Here is a 24,600-nt window from a genome sequence, read left to right as displayed (position 1 = left end):
GGGGCTTTTCGCCGCCCTGGGGCCGCCTCAGGGCCGGCGGCTGACACCCACACGGTTCGCAGACAGGCGCCCCCACGGGCCCGGTCCAGCACGACACGGCGTCGGCACCACAGCGCCGGAGCCCGGCCTAAGCGCGTACCGGGGGCTGGTCCGGCAAGGCGAACGCGTAGCGGGGATCGCCCCCGCGGCTCAGCCGTACGAAGCGCAGGAGTTCGCGCACGATGCCCGCGTTGCCCATTCCCCAGCCGGTGCCCGGTTCCAGGTCTCTCGGGGTGGGCCGGTGCTCGAAGTTGGACCAGCGGGCGCCGTCGGTGTCCCGGATCGCGCGGGCGGTGAGGTCCGCGACGAGGGCGTGGGCGAAGTCGTACGGGTCCTGCTGTTCGACGAGCCGGTCGCAGGCCAGGGCCAGAACGCCCGCGGTGCCGCAGCAGCGGCCGTTGTTGTCCCAGAAGCCGGGGCGCAGCCGCTGGGGCAGGCCGGAGTGGGTGACCGTGTGCCAGCAGCGGTCGGCCAGGGCGGGCCAGACGGGGTCGGCCGTGATGTCCCGCAGCAGCCGGAAGACCTGGGCGTCGCCGGCCGGGCCGTGGCACCAGCCGTAGCTGATGGGCTCGATCACATCGGGGAGATGCTGCGGAGTGGAGTGCAGCACCAGAAAGCCCTCGGGTCCCGCTTCGGCACGCGCCACTACGTCTGCGGCACCGGCCAGCGCCAGCTCGACCAGGTCCTCACGGCCGGTGGCCCGGCCGACCCTGGCAAGTGACAGGACGATGCCGAGCGTGCCGTGCGAGATGTGGTGCAGACGGGCGTCGACGCCGGTGCGGTGGGCCCAGTGGACGCCTGCCGGGGTCTGCTCAGCCGTCCGGAGATACGGCTCCACGGCGAGAACGGCCAGATCGGCGTCTCCGGCCACGAGCGCGCCGAGGCCGATCCCCGCGTTGCCGCCCATCAGCTCGTACAGCTCGCCCCAGCGCGCCCCGTCGAAGCGTGACCGCACGAGTTCCAGCGCGCGGTCCGCGGCGGCGCCGGCGGCCGTGTCGCCGAGTGCGTCGTGAACGGACCGCAGGACGAGGGCCATTCCGGTGCGGCCGAAGTAGAGGGAGTCGTCGTCGATGCCGTCGACGGAGTCCGCGAGGCTGCGGGCCGCGCGCAGGGCGCGGTCGGCATAGGTGTCATCGCCGAAGTGCCGCCACGCCTCAAGGAGCACGGGGACGATCCCGGCCGTACCGCTGTAGAGCATCGGGTCGAGCTCGTCGTCCGAGGGCCTGGTCGTCCAGGCGAGGCCTCCACCAGCGGTTTCCCGCGCCGCCCCGGTAAGCCACCGCAGGCCCTCCACCGCGAGTCCCTCGGCCTCGTCGACCCCCACAACCGTGGTTTCTGGTGCCGTCATGGGCCCACTCTCGCATGATCTTTCGGACCCGCCCAGCGGAAGACGGCCTTCCGCAGGGTGCCCAAAACAGCAGCGAGGGGCGGGAGTTCGGTCCCGCGCAGGGTTCTGCGGATCAGAAAGGTGGCAGGTTCGAATCCTGCCGAGCGCACAGCAGGTCAAGCCCCCGCCGGGGCACCCGGACGAGGGCTTCGTCGTGCCGTGCGGCAGCGAAGTACCGCACCGTGCCGGGTTTGCCGGAATGCGGAAGCCGGCATTCTCGAAGAATGCCGTGCGGCCTGGGTGTATTCCTGTCATTCCGGTCTCCGGTTGGTGGAGGCTCGGCGGAGGGGGCTGGGCGATGACAACGGCGCGGGCAAGGGCTCACGGCACGGGCGAGGGCTCACAGCTCGGCGGACTGCCGGGCAAGGACGGGGCCGGCCGACGGCCGCCGGGGCGGGCGCGGTTCATGGGCGTGCTGCTGATCCTGCTGTCTCTGATACCGGCGGCGCTCTGCTACGTCGCGTTCGCTGCGTGGTTGACCGCCGACAGGGAGCTCTACCGGGACTACCAGGCAGCCGAGCCGTGTCCCGCTCGTGCGACGGTGCAAGTGCAGGTAGCGAATGACTGCCTGAGCACCCGGCCTTTCACCGTCGTGAAGACGGTCGTCAAGACCGGGAGGAATTCCACCTTCGAGGCGACCCTGAAAGATGAGGACGCCTGGCGGGGAGTCGTGAGCTTCGGTGACGCGGGACCGCTCCTCGACCAGCTGGAGCCGGGCGACCGGGTCACCGCCACCGTCTGGCGCCGTGCCATCGTGGTGCTCAGCAAGGACGGGGTCCGGCAGAACAGCGCCGGTGCGCCCCGTGACGAGCTTCAGATGAACGCCGCCGTCGGCACGCTCGCCGCGCTCCTCGCGGCTCAGGCGTTCGCGTTCGGCGCGCTACGCCTTGCCAGACCGCGCGGCCACGAGCCGCTCACCTGGAATCCGTACGGCAAACGCCTGCTCCTCACCAGCATCGGCGTCTGCTTCGGGGTGGGGCTCCCGGCCGTGTGGATCGGCATCCCGTGGTGGGCCGTACCCGCCGTCGCAGTCCCCGTTGTGGTGTGCGCGGCGGCGCTGATGCACCACCACCTGCGGCCCCGAGCCGCGGGCGGAGTGTGACGGCCCTGGTGAATGCACCGGCCGCGTGGCTTACTCACGGAGAGCCGTTGGTCAGGAGCAAGTAGCAGACGAGGCCGCGGTCGAGGAACGTCGCGGTATCGGAGCCGCTGCCGTCGAAATACGCCGGATGCAGCGGCTCTTCGCGGTTGTAGTAGCCGGTCGAACGCAAGAAATCGGGCTGGACTGAAGCGAACGACCAAGCGGAACCGCCCTGGCCGGGCAACTCGTGAACGAAATCGCGCACGAGCTGTTCGGCATGCGCCGGCGAACGGTGGTGCCCGTAGGGGCTGTAGGCCTCGCAGAGCATCCAGCGCAGCCGGGCGAGCGAGAAGCCGATCGGCATCGGAGCATTTCCCGGCACCGACTCCAGGACAGGCACACCGGCAGGCGGCATCAGCGCCACTGAGGGGCGCACCCATCGACGCAGCACCGATCGCCTCCCAGCCGTGCTGCAACTCGATGACCTGGTGGCCCTGGTCAGGGGACAAGCCAGGACTGGCGAAGAGGCAGCACCCGGGACCGGCCCGTGCTCCGGCCCACGCCACGCCCCGTCTCACGCCGGCAATTCCCGGTCCCCCCGCCACGCCACGCACGTCATCGCGGCGAGGCCGCCGTTCGCCAGGCCCTTGTAGGTCACCGTCCGGGTGGGGCCGAGTTCGTGGGCGAGCTGCCTGGCCAGGTTTCTGCCCTCGTGGAACAGGCGCTGCCAGGTGTCGTCGTACTTGCCCTCCACCCGGTCGCGGATGTCGAGGTTGAGGGTGGTGTCGATTTCGTCTGCCCAGCCGTACAGGGCGGTGACGAGGCCGTCGGACAGGTTCAGGGCGGCGGCCGGGTCATCGGGGAAGAAGTCCCCGAATCCTTCGGAGCGCAGCGGGCCGAACTGGACAGCGGGGAGGGCTCGGAGCGGGCCTGTACGAGGAGGTGGCGCGGTCCTTCGAGGGGCATGTGGATCTCCGCGATCGTGGCGGGAGGCGGCCCGTAGACCTAGACCTAGACGTAGACGGCGCTCGAACCTCGGTGCCGAACCCCCAGCCTGTGGAGAAGACCCACCACGCGGGGAGGGACCACCCTGCGGGGAGGGACCACCCTGCGGGGGAGGGCTTCGGTCCCGCCTCGCGGGCCGGGTTGCCCGGTGCATCGGAAGCTTACGGGGCCGGGGCGGCGGGCCGATGAGGGTTCCCGGGCGGGGGAGCCCGGCTGCACGCGTCTCCCCGGCCGGGCCGGCCGGGGGGCCGCGCCGCGGGCGGTGAGCCTTGGGGGCGAGGACCGCGGTGTTCGGATGCAGCATGGGAGAGGGAACGTATTCCTCTGCGACCGGAAGGATGAGTTCGATGCCCAAGTTCATGGACATCCATCACGGTATGAAGGGCGTGACGCCCGACGAGCTCAGTGCGGCGCATCAGGCCGATCTCGCCATTCAGAGTGAGGAGGGCGTGACGTTCGAGCACGCCTGGGCCGACACCGACTCCGGGGATGTCTTCTGCCTGTCGGATGCGCCTTCGGCAGGGGCCGTGCAGCGCATCCACGAGCGGGCCGGCCACAAGGCCGACGAGATCCACCCGCTGTCGGTCTCTCTCTGACCGGCCGTGGAAGCACCGGCCGACCGGTCCGGACCTCGGCCGACCGACCTCGGCCGACCGGCCCCGGCCATACGGCCCGGCCCCGGCCGAACGGCAACGGTCCCGGCCGAACGGCAACGGCCCCGGCCGGAGAGAACCGGCCGGGGCCGCATGGGCGCTGTGCCTGGTGCCGTCGTGGTGCCGTCGTGGTGGCGCCGTGCGTGACGGTGGCTAGCAGCCGCCGCCGCACTGGCACGGGCCGCCCGACTGGCAGCCGCAGCTGCAGCCGGAGCCGCAGCCGCAGGCGCCGAGCAGAGGGAGCAGCGGACGCCCGACGGCTGTCGGGGCGTCCTGAATCGCGGGGTTGGGGGAGTCCGCCATGGGTGCCATGCATTGCCTCCTAGGGGTCACCTGGTGCCCATTGCAAGCCCGGGCGCCGAGGCGCGTCAACGGCGCGTGGAGGCACACGTCAACGGCGCACGACGGCTCACGGGGCGGACCCGCGCCCTCCGCACGCTGCCTCGATCAGCTGCACGACAGCCGGAGGGAGCAGCCGGGGCCACCCTCCCGCCGCCGGGACCACGTCTCCCGCCCCGCCGCGGCTACGCGCCTTCCACCGCCGTCGGCGGGGCGATCTCGTCGGCGTGCTCGCCGGTCACGAGGTAGACGACCCGCTTGGCGACGGAGACCGCGTGATCCGCGAAGCGCTCGTAGTAGCGGCCCAGCAGCGTGACGTCCACGGCCGTCTCGATGCCGTGCTTCCAGCGGTCGTCCATCAGGTGCTGGAAGAGGGTGCGGTGCAGCATGTCCATCGCGTCGTCGTCCTGCTCCAGCTGCAGCGCGAGATCGACGTCCTTGGTGATGATGACCTCGGCGGCCTTGGCCATCAGGCGCTGCGCCAGCTGCCCCATCTCCAGGATGGTGGCGTGCAGATCCTGCGGAACGGCCGACTGCGGGAAGCGCAGCCGGGCCAGCTTGGCCACATGCTGGGCCAGGTCGCCGGAGCGCTCCAGGTCGGCGCTCATCCGCAGTGAGGTGACGACGATCCGCAGGTCGGTGGCGACCGGCTGCTGCCGCGCCAGCAGGGCGATCGCACGGGCCTCCAGATCGCGCTGGAGGTCGTCGACCTTCTCGTCGGCGGCGATGACGTTCTCGGCCAGCTTGAGGTCCGCGTCGAGTATCGCCGTGGTGGCGCGCCCGATCGCGGAGCCGACGAGCCGGGCCATCTCGACCAGGCCCTCGCCGATCGAATCCAGCTCCTCGTGGTACGCGTCCCGCATCTGTGACCTTCTCTCGCATCGATGTGGTGGTGTGGCGTGGTGGGAGGTGGAACGGGGTGCAGGGTGACCTGTGCCCACGCTCTCACGGCCGGTGCCCGCGTGACCCGTGCCCGGAGGGACGGTGCTCCACGGGGCCGGCCCGCCGCGGTGCCGGTGCTCCGGAGGGCCGTGGCCCCGCGGTCGCTCAGGGTGTCCGGCCGCGTGCCGGTGCACACCGTCCGGCACCCGCACCGTCACCCTGCGGGCACCGCGCGACCTGCGGTGCCACCGGGGGTGAACCGGCGCCGACGTGAAGGTGAACTCTGGGCGACGCATCCACGGCCCCCGGGGCGGAGGTGCGGTTCACCTGGCCGGGTGCCGGAGCGGCAGGGCGCTCGCGCCGGTCCCCCTAGGGGCATCCGCCGGGCAGCCGCCCGCCCCGCACCGGCCTCCGGAGTGAACCAGCGCGGACGGCACGGTGAACTCTGGGCGACGGCTGTTCGAGCAGAGCCCCGCAAGGCTGGGGAAGTGTCCGACCCGGCGCATAACCTGGAGTCATGAACGTGGACGCGGCCGTCGCCGCAGTGGCTGCGATCGCCGGGCTCTGTACCGGTGTCTTCGCCATGCTGGCGTTCCGCTGGAGCGAACGCGACCAGGCCAAACCCACCCGTACCTCCCTGCACACGGAGGCCGTGCTGCCACCCGGGGTCGACACCGTGCTCTCGGTGCTCCGCTCCTCGGCCGTGGTCCTCGACGAGGCCGATGCCGTCGTCAAGGCCAGCTCGGCCGCCTACGCCCTCGGGCTGGTCCGGGGCGGCAAGCTTGCGGTCGAGCCGATGATGCAGATGGCGCGCGACACCCGCAGGGACGGCGAGATACGCCAGGTCGAGCTGGATCTGCCGCGCCGCGGCACCGGCCGCGGCGAGGCGCTCGCGGTCTCCGCCAGAGTCGCCCCGCTCGGCTCCCGGCTCGTGCTGCTGCTGGTCGAGGACCTCACGGAGGCCCGCCGGATAGAGGCGGTCCGCCGCGACTTCGTGGCCAACGTCAGCCATGAGCTCAAGACGCCGGTCGGTGCCCTGTCGCTGCTCTCCGAGGCCGTGATGGACGCCAGCGACGACCCCGAGGCCGTCGAGCGCTTCGCCGGCCGGATGCAGAACGAGGCCACCCGCCTGACCAACCTCGTCCAGGAGCTCATCGACCTCTCCCGGGTGCAGAACGACAACCCGCTGGAGGACGCCGAGCCGGTCCGGGTCGACGAGCTGGTCGCCGAGGCGATGGACCGCTGCCGCCAGCAGGCCGGCGCGAAGCAGATCACCATGGCCAGTTCCCTCAGCGGACCCAGCGGTTCCGCCGCTCGGGGCGGTGCCGGGCGACGGGAGGGCGGCGCCGCTGAACTGCACGTATGGGGAAACCGCGGCCAGCTCGCCGCGGCCCTGGGCAATCTCGTCGAGAATGCCGTCAACTACTCCCCGGCGCGCACCCGCGTCGGGATCGCCGGGCGCCGGGTCTCCGCGCCCGGCGGCGACCTGATCGAGATCGCGGTGACCGACCAGGGCATCGGGATATCCGAAAAGGACCGTGACCGCGTCTTCGAGCGGTTCTACCGTGTGGACCCGGCGCGCTCGCGCGCCACCGGCGGGACCGGCCTCGGCCTCGCCATCGTCAAGCATGTGGCCGCCTCGCACGGCGGGGAGGTCACGGTGTGGAGCGCTGAGGGACAGGGCTCCACCTTCACCCTGCGTCTCCCGGAAGCCGGAGCCGTACGCGACCGCGAACGGCCCGCCGACCCCTCCGCGGAGGGCCTCGACGACGAGGACCGCCCGTACGAGACCTTCAACGATCCGCTCCCTGCTCACCCAGCCCCGGAGGTCCTTCCGTGACCCGAGTGCTTGTCGTCGAGGACGAGGAATCGTTCAGCGACGCACTGTCGTACATGCTCCGCAAGGAGGGCTTCGAGGTCGCCATCGCGGCGACGGGCCCCGACGGACTCGACGAGTTCGAGCGCAACGGCGCCGACCTCGTCCTGCTCGACCTGATGCTGCCGGGCCTGCCCGGCACCGAGGTCTGCCGCCAGCTGCGTGGCCGCTCCAACGTCCCGGTCATCATGGTGACCGCCAAGGACAGCGAGATCGACAAGGTGGTCGGTCTGGAGATAGGGGCCGACGACTACGTCACCAAGCCCTTCTCCTCCCGCGAACTGGTCGCCCGCATCCGCGCGGTGATGCGCCGCCGCGGCGAGCCGGAGGAGGTCACCCCGCAGGCCCTGGAGGCCGGCCCGGTCCGGATGGACGTGGACCGCCATGTCGTCACGGTCTCCGGCGGCAAGGTCGACCTGCCCCTGAAGGAGTTCGATCTCCTGGAGATGCTGCTGCGCAACGCCGGGCGCGTGCTGACCCGGATGCAGCTCATCGACCGGGTCTGGGGCGCCGACTACGTGGGCGACACCAAAACCCTGGATGTGCACGTCAAGCGACTGCGCGCCAAGATCGAACCCGACCCGGGCGCGCCGCGCTACCTCGTCACGGTCCGCGGCCTGGGCTACAAGTTCGAGCCGTAAAACTCCGGGCCGTACAGCGCACGAGCTGTACGAGCACGAGCCGCACAGAGCAGGGGCCAGGCGCGCAGCGGGCGCTCACCGGCCGCCCCGCCCGTGCGCTCTGCCCACGTACGCCTCAGGGGCGCCCCTCCGGATCGGACGGGCGCCCCTGAGGCGTTGCGTCACGCGTCGCGCGGGCGGTCTCAGTGACCGCTGTGCGCCGACGACGAGGGGGAGCCGGACGGGGAGGCCGAACCGGACGGCTTGCCCGACTGCGACGGCTTGGCGGAGCCGGACGGAGACGCCGAGCCGGACGGAGACGCCGAGCCGGACGGCTGCGGCAGCTGCGAGGGACCGTAGCCCTGGAAGAAGTTCTTCGCGGGGACGACGAAGGAGCTGGCCTTCACCTTGCCGAGCGAGGTGAAGGTGAACGTCAGGGGCTGCACGTTCCCGTCCTTGACGGCCTCGCGGCCGCTGGCCAGGACGGCCGAGGCGTTGTCCTTGCCGCCGATCACCACGGAGCCCCCGGCCGGCACGGTGATCGGGCCCGAGCCACCGGCGGCCGGCGAGAGCTTGGCCGACTGGCCGGTGCCGTCGACGGAGATCCCGGTCAGCTTCTGGTCCTTGTCGCCGTTGTTGAACACCGTCGCGGCCACCACGGCCGGGCCCTTGGCGTTCACATCGGGCTGGGTGATCACGTTGATGTTCTGGATCTTGATGCCGTCGACGGAGGTCGCGGCGTTGTCCGGCTTGACCTGCAGCGTCTGGGCTTCGTTCCCGGCCCCGCAGGCGGACAGCGTGGCGATCGAGAGCGAAAGGACGGTGGCGGCGAGGACGCCGCGTCGAAGGCTGCGGCTCACGGCGGCGGCATCTCCTTGACGAGCTACGGCGGCCGAACGTTCGTGCCCGGTCGCGGATGGGCGGCTGGGACGGCCCTGCGTACGCGTCATGACGACGGGTGCGTAAAGCCGCCCTAAGGGTGTGTCAGCGCCGCTAGGTTACCGAGCCGTCCTCGCGCCGCCGCACCCGACCCGCCCCCAGCGCGATCGGCCGCCCGCCACCGCCGTCCGGACCCGGTTGCCCGGCCCCCGGAGCGGAAGCCCGCACGGAAAGCTGACGGTGGATCAAGAACGGTGGTCCAAGCTCCACCGAGCAGCGGCCGGGAGGGCCCGCCGGCCAACACGCCCTTCGAGATCACCGGCTGCGATCACCCACCGAGATCACCCACCGAGGTCGTTCTCAAGAACCGAGATCGACCCTCTGGAACGGGGAAGGAATATTCGGCAAGCGGCCGTTCGGGTGGAGGCCCGTGCGTTTCCCGCCGGGGAAAAGCAGTATTCGCAGGGAATGTGAAGGCCCCGCGGAATTGATCACCCTCTTCGGGGTGCCGGATCGTGATCAATTCAGGAATCGTCCTCGAAGGACCGGGAGCAGCCGAACGGAGTAGCGGAACTCGCTCATCTGGATCCATACAAAGCGGGACATTCCGCCTGTCGATCACTGCACTCCCGGTATGTGACGGGCGGGTTTCCGCTCACCCGTGCAGCCCCTCCGACCTGCGAATACCCGCCTTCCGGGGCCCTTCGCAGCACGTTCCGGTCATGGTTGTCAAGCCCCGAGATATGCCCTGACCTGCGAAAACGCCATTCAGAACGGCCCGTTCCCGTGTTAGCATGGATAGCCACGGAAGGGGTACCTGTCACATGACGTTCAAGGTTGGCGACACCGTGGTCTATCCCCATCACGGGGCCGCGCTGATCGAGGCCATCGAAACTCGCCAGATCAAAGGCGTGGACAAGACCTACTTGGTGCTGAAGGTCGCCCAGGGCGACTTGACTGTTCGTGTTCCAGCGGACAATGCGGAGTTCGTCGGCGTACGCGACGTGGTTGGCCAGGACGGGCTGGACCGGGTCTTCGAGGTGCTTCGCGCACCGTATGCCGAGGAGCCGACGAACTGGTCCCGTCGCTACAAGGCAAACCTCGAGAAGCTCGCCTCCGGTGACGTCATCAAGGTCGCCGAAGTGGTGCGTGACCTGTGGCGGCGTGAGCGGGAGCGCGGACTGTCCGCCGGTGAGAAGAGGATGCTCGCGAAGGCGCGCCAGATTCTGGTGAGCGAGCTCGCTCTCGCGGAGAACACCAACGAGGACAAGGCCGAGGCCCTGCTCGACGAGGTACTCGCGTCCTGACGACGTCTGCGCCGGCGAGATCCAGCGCAGCGACGACGTAGCAATGCCGCGGTGCCCGAGTGACGACCGTTTCCCAGTGAAACGGCCTGTTGCCGGGCGCTGCGGCATATCTGCTGCTGTGTCACGAGTGTTGTGTCACGAGCTGCTGGGTCATGAGCCTCATGAACCGGGTCATGAGCTGTGCGACCTTGACTTATGAGGTTGTGACCTGCCGGGACCGGCAACTGCCGGCCCCTGTGGTGTGTGCCGGGCCCGGGCAGTTGCCTCGACCGGTGTCACGGAAGGGGCCGGTCAAGGCGTCGCGCCCGGCACGTCCCCAGCCTCCGGCCGGGGCTACCCCCAGGGCCATACCCACCTCTCCCGAGGAAACAAACCTGTCTGCGTCAATTCCGGGCTCGCCCCGGACTCCGGAGCCGTCGATGCCAGATTCCTCCCGTCCGATCCGCACCGCCGTGGTGATCCCCGCCGCCGGCCGTGGTGTCCGGCTCGGTCCCGGCACCCCCAAGGCGCTGCGCGCGCTGGGCGGCACCCCCATGCTGGTGCACGCCGTCCGTGCGATGGCCGCCTCACGTGCCGTCTCGCTCATCGTGGTGGTCGCCCCGCCCGACGGCGCCGCCGAGGTCAGCCACCTGCTCCACGAGCACCCGCTCGCCGAGCGCACCGACCTCCAGGTGGTCCCCGGCGGCCAGACCCGCCAGGAGTCCGTACAGCTCGGCCTGGCCGCGCTCCCGGACACCATCGACGTCGTGCTGGTGCATGACGCCGCGCGGCCGCTGGTCCCGGTCGAGACCGTCGACGCGGTGATCGCCGCCGTACGCGACGGTGCGCCCGCCGTCGTCCCGGCGCTGCCGCTCGCCGACACCGTCAAGCAGGTCGACCCGCAGCCGCAGGGCACCCCGGAGCCGGTGGTCGGCACTCCGGAGCGGGCCCTGCTGCGCGCCGTGCAGACGCCGCAGGGCTTCGACCTGGCGACCCTGCGCAAGGCCCATGACACCGTCGTCGAGGGCGAGGGCGCCACCGATGACGCCGGGCTGGTCGAACGGCTCGGCTCGCCGGTCGTGGTCGTCCCGGGGCACGAGGAAGCGTTCAAGGTGACCCGGCCGCTGGACCTGGTCCTGGCCGAGGCCGTACTCGCCCGCAGGAGGGCCACCGATGGCTATGTCTGAGCAGACCGGAACCGAGCCCGCCGGGGCCGCCCCGGCCGGTGGCGCGCCCGTCGCCGTCCCCTTCGTCGGCATCGGCACGGATGTGCACGCCTTCGAGCAGGGCCGTGAGCTGTGGTGCGCCGGGCTGCTCTGGGACGAGGCGGAGAGCGACGGCTACGGCCTGGCCGGTCACAGTGACGGCGATGTCGCCGCCCACGCCGCCTGCGACGCGCTGTTCTCGGCGGCCGGCGTCGGCGATCTGGGGGCGCACTTCGGCACCGGCCGCCCCGAGTGGTCCGGCGCCTCCGGCGTGACGCTGCTCGCCGAGGCCGCCCGGATCGTCCGGGCCGAAGGCTTCACCATCGGCAATGTCGCGGTGCAGGTCATCGGCGTCCGCCCGAAGGTCGGCAAGCGGCGGGACGAGGCGCAGAAGGCGCTGTCGGCGGCCGTCGGCGCGCCGGTCTCGGTCTCCGGTACGACCTCGGACGGGCTGGGCCTGACCGGCCGCGCCGAGGGCCTGGCCGCGGTGGCCACGGCGATCGTCTTCCGTACGGCCTGAACCGGCGGGCGCGTCCGTCCTTTGGTGTGCGGCGCCTGTGTGCGGCGCCCGGCATCCCCCGTATGGCGTGGGAATGCCGGGCGCCGCACGGGTGTTGAGGGGAGGATCGGAGTATCCGTGTCCCCGGAAGGCCCGCAGGAAGGACCGCTCGTGACCGCCACCCTGTCCGACGACCTCAAGCAGCTCCTCGACACTCCGGTCTTCGTGACCGTGGCGACCATCCAGCCCGACGGCAGCCCCCAGGTCTCCCCGGTCTGGGTGAAGCGGGACGGCGGCGACCTGCTGATCTCGACGACCGTCGGCCGGCGCAAGGAGGCCAACCTCCGCCGTGACCCGCGGGTCACGGTCGTCGTCCAGCCCTTCGACGCCCCGTACACCTACGCGGAGGTCCGCGGCGCCGCCTCCCTCACCACCGAGGGCGGGCAGGAGCTGATCGACGAGCTGTCGCGGAAGTACACCGGCAAGCCGTACGCCGAGTTCAACCCGGAGGCGGGCAAGGATGCCGAGCGGGTGGTCGTCCGGATCACGCCGCGCAAGGTGGTCGGCAGCATCTGACGGGCTCGCCGTCCGCATCAAAGGCGGCGACAGATCCGGCGAATCGGACGCCGGTGACGGATACGTCACCCTGTGGCCCAATGGGTCGCGGGGCACTGCCTCGTTCCGACTACCCTGGTTCCGTGACGATTCGCCTGTACGACACCAGCGCCCGGCAGATTCGCGACTTCTCCCCGCTCACGCCGGGCTGTGTCTCGATCTACCTGTGTGGTGCAACCGTGCAGGCCGCCCCGCATATCGGGCACATCAGGTCGGGACTGAACTTCGACATCATGCGCCGCTGGTTCGAGTACCGCGGCTACGACGTGACGTTCGTGCGCAATGTCACGGACATCGACGACAAGATCATCAAGAAGGCCGACGAGCAGGGCCGCCCCTGGTGGTCGATCGGCTACGAGAACGAGGTCGCCTTCAACACGGCCTACGACACCCTCGGCTGCCTGCGCCCGACCTACGAGCCGCGTGCCACCGGCCACATCCCCGAGATGATCGAGATGATGCGCGGCCTGATCGAACGCGGTCACGCCTACGCCGCCGACGGCAACGTCTACTTCGACGTCAGGTCCTTCCCCGACTATCTCCGGCTGTCCAACCAGGAGTTGGACAACCTCCTCCAGCCGTCCGGCGAGGGCGAGACCGGCAAGCGGGACCCGCGCGACTTCGCCATGTGGAAGGCGGCGAAGGAGGGCGAGCCCAGCTGGGAGACCCCGTGGGGCCGCGGCCGGCCCGGCTGGCACCTGGAGTGCTCGGCGATGGCCCACAAGTACCTGGGGGCTGCGTTCGACATCCACGGCGGCGGCATCGACCTGATCTTCCCGCACCACGAGAACGAGATCGCCCAGGCCAAGGCCTTCGGCGACGACTTCGCCGTGTACTGGACCCACAACGCGTGGGTGACCATGAGCGGCGAGAAGATGTCCAAGTCGCTGGGCAACTCCCTGCTGGTCTCGGAGATGGTCAAGCACTGGCGCCCGATCGTGCTGCGCTACTACCTGGGCACCCCGCACTACCGCTCGATGATCGAGTACAGCGAGGAAGCGCTGCGCGAGGCGGAGGCGGCGTTCGCCCGTATCGAAGGGTTCATCCAGCGCGTCGTCGAGAAGGCCGGCGTCGTCGAGCCCGCGGCCGAGGTGCCGCCGGCCTTCGCCGAGGCGATGGACGACGACCTGGGCGTCCCGCAGGCGCTGGCGATCGTGCACACCACCGTCCGCCAGGGAAATTCCGCACTGACCGCCGACGACAAGGAAGCCGCGGTGGCCCGGCTGGCCGAGCTGCGGGCGATGCTCGGGGTGCTCGGTCTGGACCCGCTCGACGAGCGCTGGTCCGGTGGCGGCACCGACCGCGGAGAAGACCTCCACGGCGTCGTGGACTCCCTGGTCCGCCTCGTCCTCGAACAGCGCCAGGCCGCCCGCTCCCGCAAGGACTACGCCACCGCCGACGCCATCCGCGACCAGCTCCAGCAGTCCGGACTCGCCATCGAGGACACCCCCTCGGGCCCGCGCTGGTCGCTGTCCTGACCCCGGCCCCGCGCCCCGCCGGCCACCCGGATTCGCCTCGCACGGTGGCCGCGGGCGACACTCAATCCATACGTACGTACCCACTCCACGTCGCGAGACGTCGAGAGCAGTGAAGAAACAGGTGACCCATGGCCGGCAACAGCCAGCGCAGGAACCGCCGCACGTCCAACAAGAAGGGCGCGCAGGTCGGCAGCGGCGGTAAGCGGCGCCGGGGCCTGGAGGGCAAGGGCCCGACCCCGCCCGCCTCCGCGCGCAAGGGACACGTCAAGAACCGCGTCGCCAACGCCCAGGCGAAGCAGGCCGCATCGCGCCGCCCGGCTCCGCGCCGCGGTGGTGCCAAGGGCACCGCCGAGCTGGTCGTCGGCCGTAACCCGGTCTTCGAGGCGCTGCGCGACGGCGTGCCCGCGACCACCCTCTACGTCCAGCAGTTCATCGACACCGACGAGCGGGTGCGCGCCGCACTGCAGCTCGCCTCGGAGCGCGGCGACATCAACCTGATGGAGGCGCCGCGCCCCGAGCTGGACCGGATGACCAACGGCCTCAACCACCAGGGCCTGGTCCTGCAGGTCCCGCCGTACGACTACGCCCACCCCGAGGACCTGGCCGCGGCCGCCTTCGACGACGGCGTAGACCCGCTGATCGTCGCGCTCGACGGCGTCACCGACCCGCGCAACCTCGGCGCCGTGGTCCGCTCCGTGTGCGCCTTCGGCGGCCACGGCGTGGTCGTGCCGGAGCGCCGGGCGGCCGGGATGACGGCCGGCGCGTGGAAGACCTCGGCGGGCACCGCGGCCCGTACGCCGGTCGCGCGCGCCACCAACCTGACCCGGACCCTGGAGTCGTACCAGAAGGCCGGTCTGACGGTCGTCGGGCTGGCCGCGGACGGCGAGCTGGAGCTGCAGGACGTCGAGGCGCTGGACGGCCCGGTCGTGATCGTGGTCGGCAGCGAGGGCAAGGGCCTGTCGCGGCTGGTCGGCGAGACCTGTGACGTACGGGTGCGGATCCCGATGCCGGGCGGCGCGGAGTCGCTGAACGCCGGTGTCGCGGCCGGTGTCGTCCTGTGGGAAGCGGCGCGCCGCCGCGGCTGAGTCCCCGGGTGCCCCGGGGCGGTGCGCACCTGCGCCACACCCCGGGGCACGACCTGACCCTCTGTGCGTCCTCCCGTGTCCCGTGGGGCGTCTGTCCCGTATCCCGTTGGGCGCGTCTGTCCCGTGTCCCGTGAGGGGCCTGTCCCGTCTCTCGTGATCCTTTGACGGGTCTCGGACAGATCGACCCGGTCAAGGCAGTGTCTTAACCGGGGGTCACTCGGTTAGATGAGCGTGGACACCAGAACACCCCGCACGCCTACGGGGGGACGCTCGCCGGGCTTCGATGACGAGCCGGGCCTGAGCTCGGTCAAGGTGCCGTGCGATCCCGCGCAGGTCATCGTCAACCACGCCAGCTTCCGCGTACAGCTCGCCGCGCCCGCGGCACGCGGCGCCCTGGCCGACGCCGCGCACATCCCCGCCCTCCGCGGCCCGGCCGCCGGTGCCAGACGCCGGGCGCCCGTGGTGTGGAGCGGCCGCACCGAACCGGGCGGCACGGCCGGCGCCACCACCCAACTCCTGCACGCGGTGCGCAACGCAGGCATCGGCCTCGACGGCGGTCAGGGCGAGGACGTCGGCACGACCCAGGTCCTGCCCCGGGTCCGCCTCGGCGACGGCGCCCCCGGCACGACCGTGATCGGCCAGCGCGGCCCCGCCGACTCCGACCGCACCCCGCTGCTGCGCGGCGTACGCCCCGTGGGCAGCGCGTACGGCGACACCTACCAGGACCACCCCTACCCCAGCCCCTACGGCGACCGCGGCCACACCGACGACGGTTACGACGACGGCTGGGACGACGACCGGTTCCAGGCGCCGGACGGCTACGACCCCGGCGCCAAGCGGCGCGGCACCGACAGCGTGCGGCACGCGTACTACCCGGGCCGCCGGATGAACCTCGGCGTCGTCCTGCTGCCGCTGCGCATCTTCCTCGGACTGATCTCCGTCTACGCCGGCATGGGCAAGCTCTGCGACCCCGTCTACTTCGACGGCGGTGAGCGGGGCTCGATGGTCAAGTGGCTGCTGTCGCTCGACCCCTGGGCGCTGGCCGTGCCGCTCCGCGACTTCGCCGTCTCGCACCCCGTCGGCGCCGGTCTGACCGTCGCCTTCCTCCAGGTCGTCGTCGGCGTCCTGACCATCTGCGGACTGTGGCAGCGGGTCGCCGCGTCCATCGGCGCGCTGCTCTCCGCGGTGCTGCTGATGACCGTCAGCTGGCGGACCCTCCCCGCCTACGACGCCCCCGACATCATCTACCTCGCCGCCTGGAGCCCGCTGATCATCGCGGGTGCGCCCGTCTACTCCATGGACGGGCGGCTGGCCGGCGAGGCCTGGCGGCGTCTCGGGCCCCGCGTCGAGGTCGCCGACCTGCGGCGCCGGGTGCTGCGCCGCGGTGCCGTGATGACCGCCGTGGTGGCCGGACTGACCCTGCTGATCGGTTCACTGCTCGGCGGCGCCGTACGCTCCGCGACGGTCGCGACCGTCCCGCGGCCCGGCGAGCCCGCCATCAACAACCTCCCCGGCTCCCCGCTGCCCCGCCCCGGCAAGCACACCGCCAGGCCCGGCCAGCGCCACAAGGGCAGCGCCGCACCGCGCCCCGGAACCCCCTCGGCAAACGCCTCGCACAAGGCCCGTAAGCCCGGTACCCCGTCCGCGTCGACCTCCGGCACGGGACGGTCGGCGGGCAGCAGCAGCGGCCTCTCCCAGCAGCCGGGCGCGACCACCAGCGCACCCCAGCAGACCGTGCCGACCCGCGACCCGGTACCGACCCATGTGCCGACCTCGGCGGGCGGAACCGGCGGCGGTACCACCGGCACCGGCAGCTCCGGCTCCAGCGGCTCCGGCGGCGACTCCGGGGGAGGGAGCCTCGGCGGGCTTCTGGGCTGACCGGAGTTCCGGCAGCTGACGCCGATTGCGCGCCCCCCGCACACACCTGTCCCCGATCGCCCCGCTTTCCGTACGGTTCGGATCCACCGGCCGTGACGGGGAGGGGGAGCGGTCGGGGACAGGTGTGTGCGGGGCTGGTGGGGAGCGGGGCGGGCGCGTCGAGTGCGGCGGGCGGCAGGGCGGCAGGGCGGGAGCGTGCCCGGGGGCCAGCGGGGGCCAGCGGGGGCTGCGGGGGTGCGGGGGCTGAGGGGGCTTGAGAAGTGCCTGAGAGGGCCTTGAGAGGGCCCTGGAGAGGGCCCTGGGGGCCTGAGGGGAGCTGATGCCCCGGGTCCCCGGTCCCTGGGTCCCCGGTCCCTCCCCTTCCCCCTCAACCTCCGTGCGCGCTCAGTTCCTTGGCGGCCTCGGCGAGGTCCTTGGCGGTATCGATGGCACGCCAGTAGGCGCCCTGAGGGAGCGGGAAACCGGCGAGCCGGCGTTCGCGGGCGAGGCGCGGGAAGGTGGTGCGCTCATGGTCGCCGCGGTCGGGCAGGAGCTCCGTGAACGCGGCGGAGAAGACATAGACGCCGGCGTTGATGAGGTACGGCGAGGGCGGCGACTCGATGAAGTCCAGGACGTGTCCGAACGCGTCGGTCTCCACGGCACCCCAGGGGATACGGGGGCGGGCCAGCGCGAGGGTGGCCTCGGCATCGCGCTCGTGATGGAAGGCGGCCATCTCCCGGAGCGGGAAGCGGGTCCAGATGTCGCCGTTGGTGGCGTACCAGGGCTCGTCCGGGCGGGGGAGGGAGCCGGCCGCGTACTTGAGGCCGCCGCCGCGGCCCAGCGGCTCGGACTCGACAACGGTCGTGACGCGCAACGGCAGTTGGGCCCGGTCCAGCCATTCCTGGAGTACTCCGGCGAGGTGCCCGCAGGAGACGACGGCGTCCGTGACGCCCTCCTCGGCCAGCCAGTTCAGCTGGTGGCCGATGATCGGGGTCCCGGTGCCGGGAATCTCGACCATCGGCTTGGGGCGGTCGTCGGTGTACGGGCGGAGACGTGAGCCCTGGCCGCCGGCCAGGACCACGGCCTGCGTGGGGTGAGGATGCCGGTCACCTGTCATGGTTCGCACCCTATGCGGTGCGAGCGGGGGTCACTGGGCGGCGGCGACGCCGGTGGCGAAGGAGGTGTCGCAGACCGGGCGGGAGAAGGCCTGGGCGCGGTGTGCGGCGCCGTACTTGGCGACCGCGGCGCGGCCGAGGTCACGGGCGATGGAGACGCAGTGCTTGGCCAGCGAGGGCCGCTTGGTGGTCGCTTCCTGGAGGTGGGTCAGGGCGACGCCCGGATCCTTCTCCTGGAGCTCGACCAGGAGGCGCTTGCGCAGGGCCTCCTGGGGGGCGAGCGGGCCGGCCTTGGTGGAGGCCCTTCCGGACGATGCGGTCAGCACCTGGGAGTCGGTGGTCGTCGATGCCCACGGGACGCGGGTGACCGCGAGGGTTCCGGAGAGCACGAGGACGACGGGGAGGACGAGGGCGAGAGTTCTGCCGATGCGGCGGGCTGCGGAGTTCACGGTCGAGATGGTAGCGAGGAGTGATGATTTGGCGACATTTGGTCACCTTATCGAGGGATGTAATGGCTCGTCGGTGCGGTTTCGATGTTGACGCACGGGTACGAAAAGCACGGTTATGTCCCTATGGTGCCGCGATGGCGCGGTGGCGCGGTGGCGCGGTGGCGCGGTGGCGCGACGGCGCGATGCCGCGATGCCGCGATGCCGCGGCCGCACAATGCAACGGCGGCGGTAGCGGGTACTGCGTACTACCCGCTACCGCCGCCGCTTTCACACGTCACTCATCCCGTATCGGCCGAGTCCCGTGTCAGTCGGTGAGGCGCTCCCCGGACGACGTCGAGAAGACATGCGTCTCGCCCGGACGCGGCACGACGTGCAGCCGGCTGCCCTTGTCCGGGACCTGGCGGCCGTTGACCCGTACGACGAGGTCCTTGACCTCGCCGCCGACCTCCGCGGCGCCGTACACATAGCCGTCGGCGCCGAGCTCCTCGACGACATTGACCATGACGGCCAGACCGGCCGGTGCGTCGGCGGCCTCCTTGGACAGAGACTTCGCGGCGGCGCCGTTCTGCTCGACGATCTCGAAGTGCTCGGGGCGCACGCCCACGGTCACCGTCGTGTCGCCCTTGTCAGCGGCCGCGGTCAGCGCCTCACGGCTGACGGGGACGACGCTGTTGCCGAACTTCACGCCGCCGTCCGTGATCGGCACCTCGACCAGATTCATGGCCGGCGACCCGATGAACCCCGCCACGAAGAGATTCGCCGGCCGGTCGTACATGTTCCGCGGCGAATCGATCTGCTGCAGCAGGCCGTCCTTGAGCACGGCCACCCGGTCGCCCATGGTCATGGCCTCGACCTGGTCGTGGGTGACGTACACCGTCGTGATGCCGAGCCGGCGCTGCAGCCCCGCGATCTGCGTACGGGTCTGGACGCGGAGCTTGGCGTCCAGGTTGGACAGCGGCTCGTCCATGAGGAAGACCTGCGGCTCCCGGACGATCGCCCGCCCCATCGCGACCCGCTGCCGCTGACCGCCGGACAGCGCCTTGGGCTTGCGCCCCAGGTACTCCGTGAGGTCCAGGATCTTCGCCGCGTCCTCGACCTTCTGCCGGATCTCGGCCTTCGGCACCCCGGCGATCTTGAGCGCGAAGCCCATGTTGTCGGCGACCGTCATGTGCGGGTAGAGCGCGTAGTTCTGGAACACCATGGCGATGTCCCGGTCCTTCGGCGGAAGGTGGGTGACATCGCGGTCCCCGATACGGATGGCGCCTCCGTCGACATCCTCCAGCCCCGCGAGCATCCGCAGCGAGGTGGACTTGCCGCATCCGGAGGGGCCGACCAGGACAAGAAATTCGCCGTCTTCGATGGCGATGTCCAGTTTGTCGACGGCGGGTTTGTCGGAACCCGGGTAGATGCGGGTTGCCTGGTCATACGTGACCGTAGCCATGGTGAAAGTCCCTTCACCGGCAGGAACGTGCCGGACGATCCGAGTAAAAGGAGTGGTGTAGTCCACTGATATGGACTCTCCGCGACGCTACCCGCAGCCGCCCCCGGTGTCAGTAGCCCTGCACTCACCAATTCGGGAACCGGCATCCGCCCCACCTGGGTACACTGCTTCACGCACGCCTCCTTAGCTCAGCTGGCCAGAGCACCGCTCTTGTAAAGCGAAGGTCGTCGGTTCGAATCCGACAGGGGGCTCTGAGCTTGAACAGGGAAGAAGCCCCGGGCCGGAGTGGCCTGGGGCTTCTGACATCTACGGGTGACATCAACGGCGTCGGCGGTCACTCACGAGCGACCCGCCGCTTGAGCAACCGGTCCATGTGGCTGATCGCCTCACGTTGTGTGTCCTGCGCCACGTGCGTGTAGACATCCATGGTCAAGCTGATTTGGCTGTGACCGAGGATTTCCATCAGCACGCGCGGGGCCACTCCGGCCGCGGTGAGCAGCGTGGCGCAGCCGTGCCGGGCGTCGTGGAGGCGGATCGGGCGGAGGCCGGCCGAGTCCGTGAGCCGGGAGAAGGAGCGGTTCAGGTTCCGCGGCTCAATGGGGCGACCGGAGCGCGTGCTGAGGACGAGCCCGGCCGGGTCCAGCTTGGTGGCCCGCTTATCTGCCTTGTGGGCCTGGCGGAGTCGGTGCCAGCGGAGAGCGGCCAGGCAGATCAGGGGCAGCGGTACGGGGCGGATCTTCCCGGTCTTGGTGGTGTCCTGGTACAGCTCGCCACCGATGCGCTGCACCTGGTTGCTGATCCGGATCACCCGGCCGTCGAGGTCCACGTCCGACCATCGCAGTCCGAGAACTTCACCGCGGCGGAGACCCATGGCGATGGCGAGGACGAAGGCCGCGTAGAGCGGATCGCGGCGGGCCTCTTTGAGGAACGCCAGGGTCTCGTCCAGCGTCCAGGGCGTTGTCTCGCGGCTGACGACCTTGGGAGCCTCCACGAGCGAGGCAACGTTGCGCGTGACCAACTCTCTCGGGTGGCTGCTGTCAGGGCTGTACGGAGCACGCGGTGAGCTTCCTTGGCCGTCGCCGCTGAGGACTTGCGAGCAACGTCGGTGAGGAACACCCGGACGTGGCGCGGGCCGAGAGTCTCCAGTCGCTTTGTGCCGAGCAGGGGCACGAGGTAGAGGCGTACGTGCATCGCGTACTTGCTGTACGTGCTGCGCTTCCGGTTGGGCTTGATCACGTTGTCCAGCCAGTACGGCAGCCACTCGGATAGCTTGGCCGAGCGGGTGGGGACGGGGACGCCGCTGTCGACCTTGGTGAGGAGTTCGCGGCGCTTGGCGTCGCACTCGGCCCAGGTCTTGCCGTAGGCGAACTTGCGGGCGCGGGTGCCGTCGGGCTGGAGGACGTAGACCGCGCACTGGTAGCGGCCGTCCTTGCGCTTGGTGATAGTGCCGGCGCCGTTGGGGTTGCGCTTGCGCTGCTGCGACATCAGGCGGCCTCCTCGATCCGGTCGCGGATGTAGTCCTGCAGCGCGTATTCGGGGATGCGGCGAGAGCGGCCCTCGGTGATCGAGGTGAGGCGCTTGGAACGGATCAGGTCGTAGACCTTGGAGCGGCCGAACTTGAGCTGCGCCATGACCTCAGGCACGGTCAGCAACTGGCTTGTGTCGGTGGTCATGTCCAGTCCTCCTCGGCTTCGAGTTCGGCGCAGGCTTGGCGTGCGATCTCGCGGTTGGTCTGGATGTCGTGGGCGATGGTGGTGGCAAGGGTGGCTTCGCCGGGGGTGTGGCCGTGGCTGGCGTACTGCCAGTCGGTCAGGACGAGGACGGTGTCCGGCTCCGGGGGTTCGAGGCCGAGGGCTTGGCGTTCCTGGGCGGCGCGGTAGTCGGCGCGTGTCGCCCGGAGCTCCCCGAGGGTGGTCGAGTAGCGGCGGGACTTGGAGGAGAAGTGGCCGCGGAAGCCGAGCATGTGGGCCCAGGCCCAGAGGCGACGGTCCGGGTAGAGTAGATCCAAGGTCTTGCACGCGGTGATCAGGCGGCGTGTGTGGTCGGGGACCTGGTGGTGGTCCAGCTCGGTGAGTTCGCCGATGCGGCGGTCGAGAGTGCCGGTGGTCTCGGCGGCCTTGGTCGCGTACTTCGCGACGTAGGAGGCCACGGCCTGTTCTACGCGGTCCGGTTCCTGGATGATGCTTTGGACGGGGCGGGGCCTCACGTGCGAAGCCATGACGGCAAGCGGCTGACGCCGGTGCGATAGAACTTTCCCTACTTCATCAAGGCTCGCTCCGTTCGCTACCCGGCCCCGAAGCAGGGTCAGTTCAGGAGCACACCACTCGTTGGCGCAGGAGCGCTGACGTTCCCGGCCTCCTGGAACTGCAAGCAGTCAGATCACAGATCAGAGGTGCCGCGCACAGCGCGGCGGCGCCGGCCGTCACCGCCGCACGGCTCCCTCCTCGTCTTCGCCGCCGGGGCCGCGCGCCGTCGACGCCCGCGCCCACAAGGGGTGAAAGACCAGGCCGGGGTGGGGGCGGACGGCTCCACGGCTTTACCCACCTCCCCGGTTCGGGTCCCGCGCCGAGCAAGACCAGGGGGCCACTCGTTCAAATTCCGGGCAGCTCACAAGCCTGCCCGAGTTGCCGGCCAGCGTACGGCCCCCTGATCATGTTCGACCCTAAACCGGGCAGGACACCGGCCAAACCCACTCCGCCAACCTCCGGAGCTCAGGAATCCTCGGCTCGTTCAGCCGCTTTCACTGCAAGCTGTTCCAGATCGATAACTGGGGAGCGTCGCAGTTCGTCACGCAGGAGCGTTCCCGGTAGTGGCTTCTGCGTACCGGCCGTTCCGCTCACCCGGAAACTCCATTTACCATCCCTCAAATCGAGAATGGACAAGCCACGCTTCAAGCGGACGTCAGCAAACTGACTCAAGTCAAGGATATACACCTCATACTTAACTCCCGGCCTGTGCTGGTCGGACAGTGTCGACTGAATCAAGTGTGCGAATCGCAGATCGACAAGTTGACCTAGCAACTCATAGAAACTATGAGATTTCTGCGAAACGTCGACCCTGAAATAAGTATATCCCGCCCCACGCACTTCCGCAGCAAGAGTATCCAAAGCGGCAGTCAGGCTGACTGCACTATCAGAGGAAACATCTTGCTCCAAATCTCTCCTCTTGCTCCTAGCGGCACGGCCAGCCGAATCTGCAACGTCTTCTCTTCCAATTTCACGCGCCTTCGGCCGGGAGCGCGCAGCCACGATTGAGGAAGCGAAAAGGTTGAGGTAGTCACGTGGTACGCCGCCTGATGCAAGAACCAACCTGCCTAGCGCAGCGCTCTTCGCGATACTAGATGGCTTCGCCAGCCCCGCAGTGGCTGTGTAATTAGACAAGACCGATTCAAGAAATCGCTGCGTAGAGCCTGGATATTCCAGCGTGACATCGAGGTCGATTTTCGAAGCATCGTGAGGGACCTCAATGCCGATCCTCGATGACGGCTCGAATGGTCGGGTCAGCCTCTCGATGCTGGCAACCTTGATCCATCCATCGCAATCACGCAGCATTCCCGCTACGCAGTCTAGCAAGTGGGGCTGCGCGTCTTGCGGGAAGAGGTAGAAATCATCGATGTACAGATAGAGACGGACAAGGCCTTCTCGCAGAACGGCGCGAAGGGACCTATTCAGCTCAGCTACCATCTCGCCGAGAACGGCATCGGACACGGGCCCCTCTGAACGCAACCGCGCTAGTCGGGCATTAGATTCCTTGACCCGAGCATAAGACTCCCCTTGCGACGATCCAGCATGCTGAATCAAAGAGTTCAGGGCAACCTCGGCAATCGCCAAAAAAGCGCTTGCTACGCCAAGCCGCCGCACCGTATGGGCGTTTACCCAAGCCGTAACGTGCCCTTCTCTTTCAGCGCTTCGCTTCGCTTCGAGAAGAAGTGCAGTTTTCCCCACCCCCCGCCGACCATAAACAAGGTGGTGCCTTGACGCGCCGACAGCCGCGAGGCTGGCCCTAGGGTCCTCCATGTACTTAAGGCTCGGAAGTGCATCCGATGTTCGAGATCTTGCCTCGAGCAATTGGATGAGCTGATCCATCTTGGGCCCCGAGAGAGGCCCATGAGATTCTTCATCGGCGGCTTTTTTCTCTTCAGTCCTATGAGGCCTAAAAGTCACAGCCACAGAATGATTTGCAACATCCGATACATCATTTAGCGCCTGTTCAATTGAGCCTGCCAGACTTTGAGCGGTTACCAACGACTGTTCATCAACCCAGACCACGAACCACTTCTCGCCAGGGAAAGACCTCTCGTCAACCCGAACGATAGAGATGCTGGCCTCTTCGAGGGCGCTGGAGATCAAGGACTGGTAGCTGACACTTGACATCAGATATACCCATTCGTTGAGGCGAACGACTCACAGGACTGAAGAAAATTTGCGGCGGTTACGGCGAGCGTACGCGCATCATTTTCCCACTCAATCTCGTTGAGTGGGTAGGCATCGTAGTCGGCTTGATTGCGCAGTAGACGTGCGTCTGTCAACTCGTTTTCGCGGGCTGCCTGATCGGGTAGATTCGGCGGAAGATTCCTGGGAAGAACGTTGTGCCGTTCGTAATCGTCACCACGATTCTCGGCGAAGACGACCGCCCTAGCGGCGTGGTACATCGCGTAGTAATGGCGGCTAATAGCCGATCTATATTGCACACTGAAGAGAAGGTGATCCCCAGCTCTCAAGTGCTCGCCAGCAAGCAGTAACCGGTCAACAACGACCTGTTGCATCAATTGCGCGACAGGAAAGGGATACCTACCTCTCCCAGAGGGGA

At 69.5% G+C, this 24,600-nt stretch carries 22 protein-coding genes, 1 tRNA gene and 3 pseudogenes; 13 read left to right on the top strand and 13 right to left on the bottom strand.

Annotated features, from left to right (window positions below):
* Positions 1–127 precede the first annotated feature (127 nt).
* Positions 128–1,387, bottom strand: a complete 1,260-nt coding sequence (locus OHS81_RS14800; protein ID WP_328385239.1) for a lanthionine synthetase LanC family protein — start codon at positions 1,385–1,387, stop codon at positions 128–130.
* Between the two features lie 337 nt (positions 1,388–1,724).
* Here OHS81_RS14800 and OHS81_RS14795 point away from each other — a divergent pair, with 337 nt between their 5' ends.
* Positions 1,725–2,528: a hypothetical protein gene (locus tag OHS81_RS14795; RefSeq protein WP_328385238.1), complete on the top strand. Its 804-nt coding sequence runs from the start codon at positions 1,725–1,727 to the stop codon at positions 2,526–2,528.
* Between the two features lie 34 nt (positions 2,529–2,562).
* Here OHS81_RS14795 and OHS81_RS14790 read toward each other — a convergent pair whose 3' ends face one another.
* Positions 2,563–2,871 (bottom strand): hypothetical protein, encoded by a 309-nt coding sequence (locus OHS81_RS14790; protein WP_328385237.1) that lies wholly within the window; start codon positions 2,869–2,871, stop codon positions 2,563–2,565.
* Positions 2,872–3,081: 210 nt separating this feature from the next.
* Complete coding sequence (locus OHS81_RS14785; protein ID WP_328385236.1) at positions 3,082–3,261, bottom strand: hypothetical protein; 180 nt, start codon at positions 3,259–3,261, stop codon at positions 3,082–3,084.
* 598 nt (positions 3,262–3,859) lie between these two features.
* On the opposite strand from OHS81_RS14785, the gene OHS81_RS14780 reads away from it, so the two are divergent.
* On the top strand, positions 3,860–4,108 hold the full coding sequence (locus OHS81_RS14780; RefSeq protein WP_328385235.1) for an SCO4226 family nickel-binding protein: 249 nt from the start codon (positions 3,860–3,862) through the stop codon (positions 4,106–4,108).
* A 581-nt stretch (positions 4,109–4,689) separates the two neighbouring features.
* Here the strand turns inward: OHS81_RS14780 and phoU are convergent.
* The gene (phoU, locus tag OHS81_RS14775) at positions 4,690–5,367 is read right to left on the bottom strand and encodes a phosphate signaling complex protein PhoU (protein ID WP_129294800.1); all 678 of its coding nucleotides are present in this window, start codon (positions 5,365–5,367) and stop codon (positions 4,690–4,692) included.
* 536 nt (positions 5,368–5,903) lie between these two features.
* Here phoU and OHS81_RS14770 point away from each other — a divergent pair.
* Together OHS81_RS14770 and OHS81_RS14765 are read left to right on the top strand one after the other, a co-directional pair.
* Complete coding sequence (locus tag OHS81_RS14770) at positions 5,904–7,226, top strand: sensor histidine kinase (protein WP_328385234.1); 1,323 nt, start codon at positions 5,904–5,906, stop codon at positions 7,224–7,226.
* Positions 7,223–7,903 (top strand): response regulator transcription factor, encoded by a 681-nt coding sequence (locus OHS81_RS14765; RefSeq protein ID WP_086721180.1) that lies wholly within the window; start codon positions 7,223–7,225, stop codon positions 7,901–7,903. Before OHS81_RS14770 ends, OHS81_RS14765 begins: the two co-directional genes overlap by 4 nt.
* 182 nt (positions 7,904–8,085) lie before the next feature.
* Here OHS81_RS14765 and OHS81_RS14760 read toward each other — a convergent pair whose 3' ends face one another.
* A complete protein-coding gene (locus OHS81_RS14760) occupies positions 8,086–8,742 on the bottom strand; it encodes a DUF461 domain-containing protein (protein ID WP_328385233.1) in 657 nt (218 codons plus the stop codon).
* Positions 8,743–9,585: 843 nt separating this feature from the next.
* Here OHS81_RS14760 and OHS81_RS14755 point away from each other — a divergent pair.
* From OHS81_RS14755 to OHS81_RS14725, 7 genes are all read left to right on the top strand, one after another.
* Positions 9,586–10,068, top strand: coding sequence for a CarD family transcriptional regulator (locus OHS81_RS14755; RefSeq protein WP_003953493.1), 483 nt, complete (start codon positions 9,586–9,588; stop codon positions 10,066–10,068).
* Between the two features lie 419 nt (positions 10,069–10,487).
* On the top strand, positions 10,488–11,234 hold the full coding sequence (gene ispD, locus OHS81_RS14750; protein ID WP_328385232.1) for a 2-C-methyl-D-erythritol 4-phosphate cytidylyltransferase: 747 nt from the start codon (positions 10,488–10,490) through the stop codon (positions 11,232–11,234).
* On the top strand, positions 11,221–11,772 hold the full coding sequence (gene ispF, locus OHS81_RS14745) for a 2-C-methyl-D-erythritol 2,4-cyclodiphosphate synthase (RefSeq protein WP_443058707.1): 552 nt from the start codon (positions 11,221–11,223) through the stop codon (positions 11,770–11,772). Before ispD ends, ispF begins: the two co-directional genes overlap by 14 nt.
* A 150-nt stretch (positions 11,773–11,922) precedes the next feature.
* The gene (locus OHS81_RS14740) at positions 11,923–12,327 is read left to right on the top strand and encodes a PPOX class F420-dependent oxidoreductase (protein WP_088799319.1); all 405 of its coding nucleotides are present in this window, start codon (positions 11,923–11,925) and stop codon (positions 12,325–12,327) included.
* Between the two features lie 122 nt (positions 12,328–12,449).
* Positions 12,450–13,844 carry a cysteine--tRNA ligase gene (gene cysS / locus OHS81_RS14735; RefSeq protein ID WP_328385231.1) on the top strand — a complete coding sequence of 465 codons (1,395 nt, stop codon included), beginning with the start codon at positions 12,450–12,452 and terminating at the stop codon, positions 13,842–13,844.
* A 128-nt stretch (positions 13,845–13,972) separates the two neighbouring features.
* Entirely contained in the window at positions 13,973–14,929 is a 957-nt protein-coding gene (gene rlmB / locus OHS81_RS14730; protein WP_328385230.1) for a 23S rRNA (guanosine(2251)-2'-O)-methyltransferase RlmB, read from the top strand.
* Between the two features lie 225 nt (positions 14,930–15,154).
* Positions 15,155–16,807: a DoxX family protein gene (locus OHS81_RS14725; RefSeq protein WP_328385229.1), complete on the top strand. Its 1,653-nt coding sequence runs from the start codon at positions 15,155–15,157 to the stop codon at positions 16,805–16,807.
* A 367-nt stretch (positions 16,808–17,174) separates the two neighbouring features.
* On the opposite strand, the gene OHS81_RS14720 is transcribed toward OHS81_RS14725, so the two are convergent.
* The 3 genes from OHS81_RS14720 to OHS81_RS14710 form a co-directional block, all read right to left on the bottom strand.
* The gene (locus OHS81_RS14720; RefSeq protein ID WP_328385228.1) at positions 17,175–17,903 is read right to left on the bottom strand and encodes a nucleotidyltransferase family protein; all 729 of its coding nucleotides are present in this window, start codon (positions 17,901–17,903) and stop codon (positions 17,175–17,177) included.
* Between the two features lie 30 nt (positions 17,904–17,933).
* Entirely contained in the window at positions 17,934–18,350 is a 417-nt protein-coding gene (locus tag OHS81_RS14715; RefSeq protein ID WP_328385227.1) for a hypothetical protein, read from the bottom strand.
* Positions 18,351–18,654: 304 nt separating this feature from the next.
* A complete protein-coding gene (locus OHS81_RS14710; protein WP_328385226.1) occupies positions 18,655–19,791 on the bottom strand; it encodes an ABC transporter ATP-binding protein in 1,137 nt (378 codons plus the stop codon).
* A gap of 177 nt (positions 19,792–19,968) precedes the next feature.
* Between OHS81_RS14710 and OHS81_RS14705 the strand changes: the two genes are divergently transcribed.
* Positions 19,969–20,042: transfer RNA gene (locus tag OHS81_RS14705), tRNA-Thr, on the top strand.
* 83 nt (positions 20,043–20,125) lie between these two features.
* Here the strand turns inward: OHS81_RS14705 and OHS81_RS14700 are convergent.
* The 3 genes and pseudogenes from OHS81_RS14700 to OHS81_RS14690 form a co-directional block, all read right to left on the bottom strand.
* Positions 20,126–21,276: pseudogene (locus OHS81_RS14700) on the bottom strand (tyrosine-type recombinase/integrase).
* Entirely contained in the window at positions 21,276–21,464 is a 189-nt protein-coding gene (locus tag OHS81_RS14695) for a helix-turn-helix domain-containing protein (RefSeq protein ID WP_328385225.1), read from the bottom strand. Before OHS81_RS14695 ends, OHS81_RS14700 begins: the two are co-directional and overlap by 1 nt.
* Positions 21,461–21,958 (bottom strand): annotated as a pseudogene (locus OHS81_RS14690) (replication initiator); the annotation flags it as partial. The pseudogene OHS81_RS14690 and the gene OHS81_RS14695, both read right to left, overlap by 4 nt.
* Here OHS81_RS14690 and OHS81_RS14685 point away from each other — a divergent pair.
* Positions 21,950–22,039 (top strand): annotated as a pseudogene (locus OHS81_RS14685) (NUDIX hydrolase); the annotation flags it as partial. The pseudogenes OHS81_RS14690 and OHS81_RS14685 sit on opposite strands and share 9 nt — an antisense overlap.
* Before the next feature lie 463 nt (positions 22,040–22,502).
* Here OHS81_RS14685 and OHS81_RS14680 read toward each other — a convergent pair.
* Both OHS81_RS14680 and OHS81_RS37430 read right to left on the bottom strand, forming a co-directional pair.
* The gene (locus OHS81_RS14680; RefSeq protein WP_328385224.1) at positions 22,503–24,164 is read right to left on the bottom strand and encodes an ATP-binding protein; all 1,662 of its coding nucleotides are present in this window, start codon (positions 24,162–24,164) and stop codon (positions 22,503–22,505) included.
* Positions 24,164–24,556, bottom strand: a complete 393-nt coding sequence (locus OHS81_RS37430) for a HEPN domain-containing protein (RefSeq protein ID WP_443058706.1) — start codon at positions 24,554–24,556, stop codon at positions 24,164–24,166. The genes OHS81_RS14680 and OHS81_RS37430 overlap by 1 nt, the downstream gene beginning before the upstream one ends.
* Positions 24,557–24,600: the final 44 nt, after the last annotated feature.

This window comes from Streptomyces sp. NBC_00400 (assembly GCF_036048035.1).
Taxonomy (GTDB): Bacteria; Actinomycetota; Actinomycetes; order Streptomycetales; family Streptomycetaceae; genus Streptomyces.
This window is presented reverse-complemented; position numbering and strand designations above follow the sequence as displayed.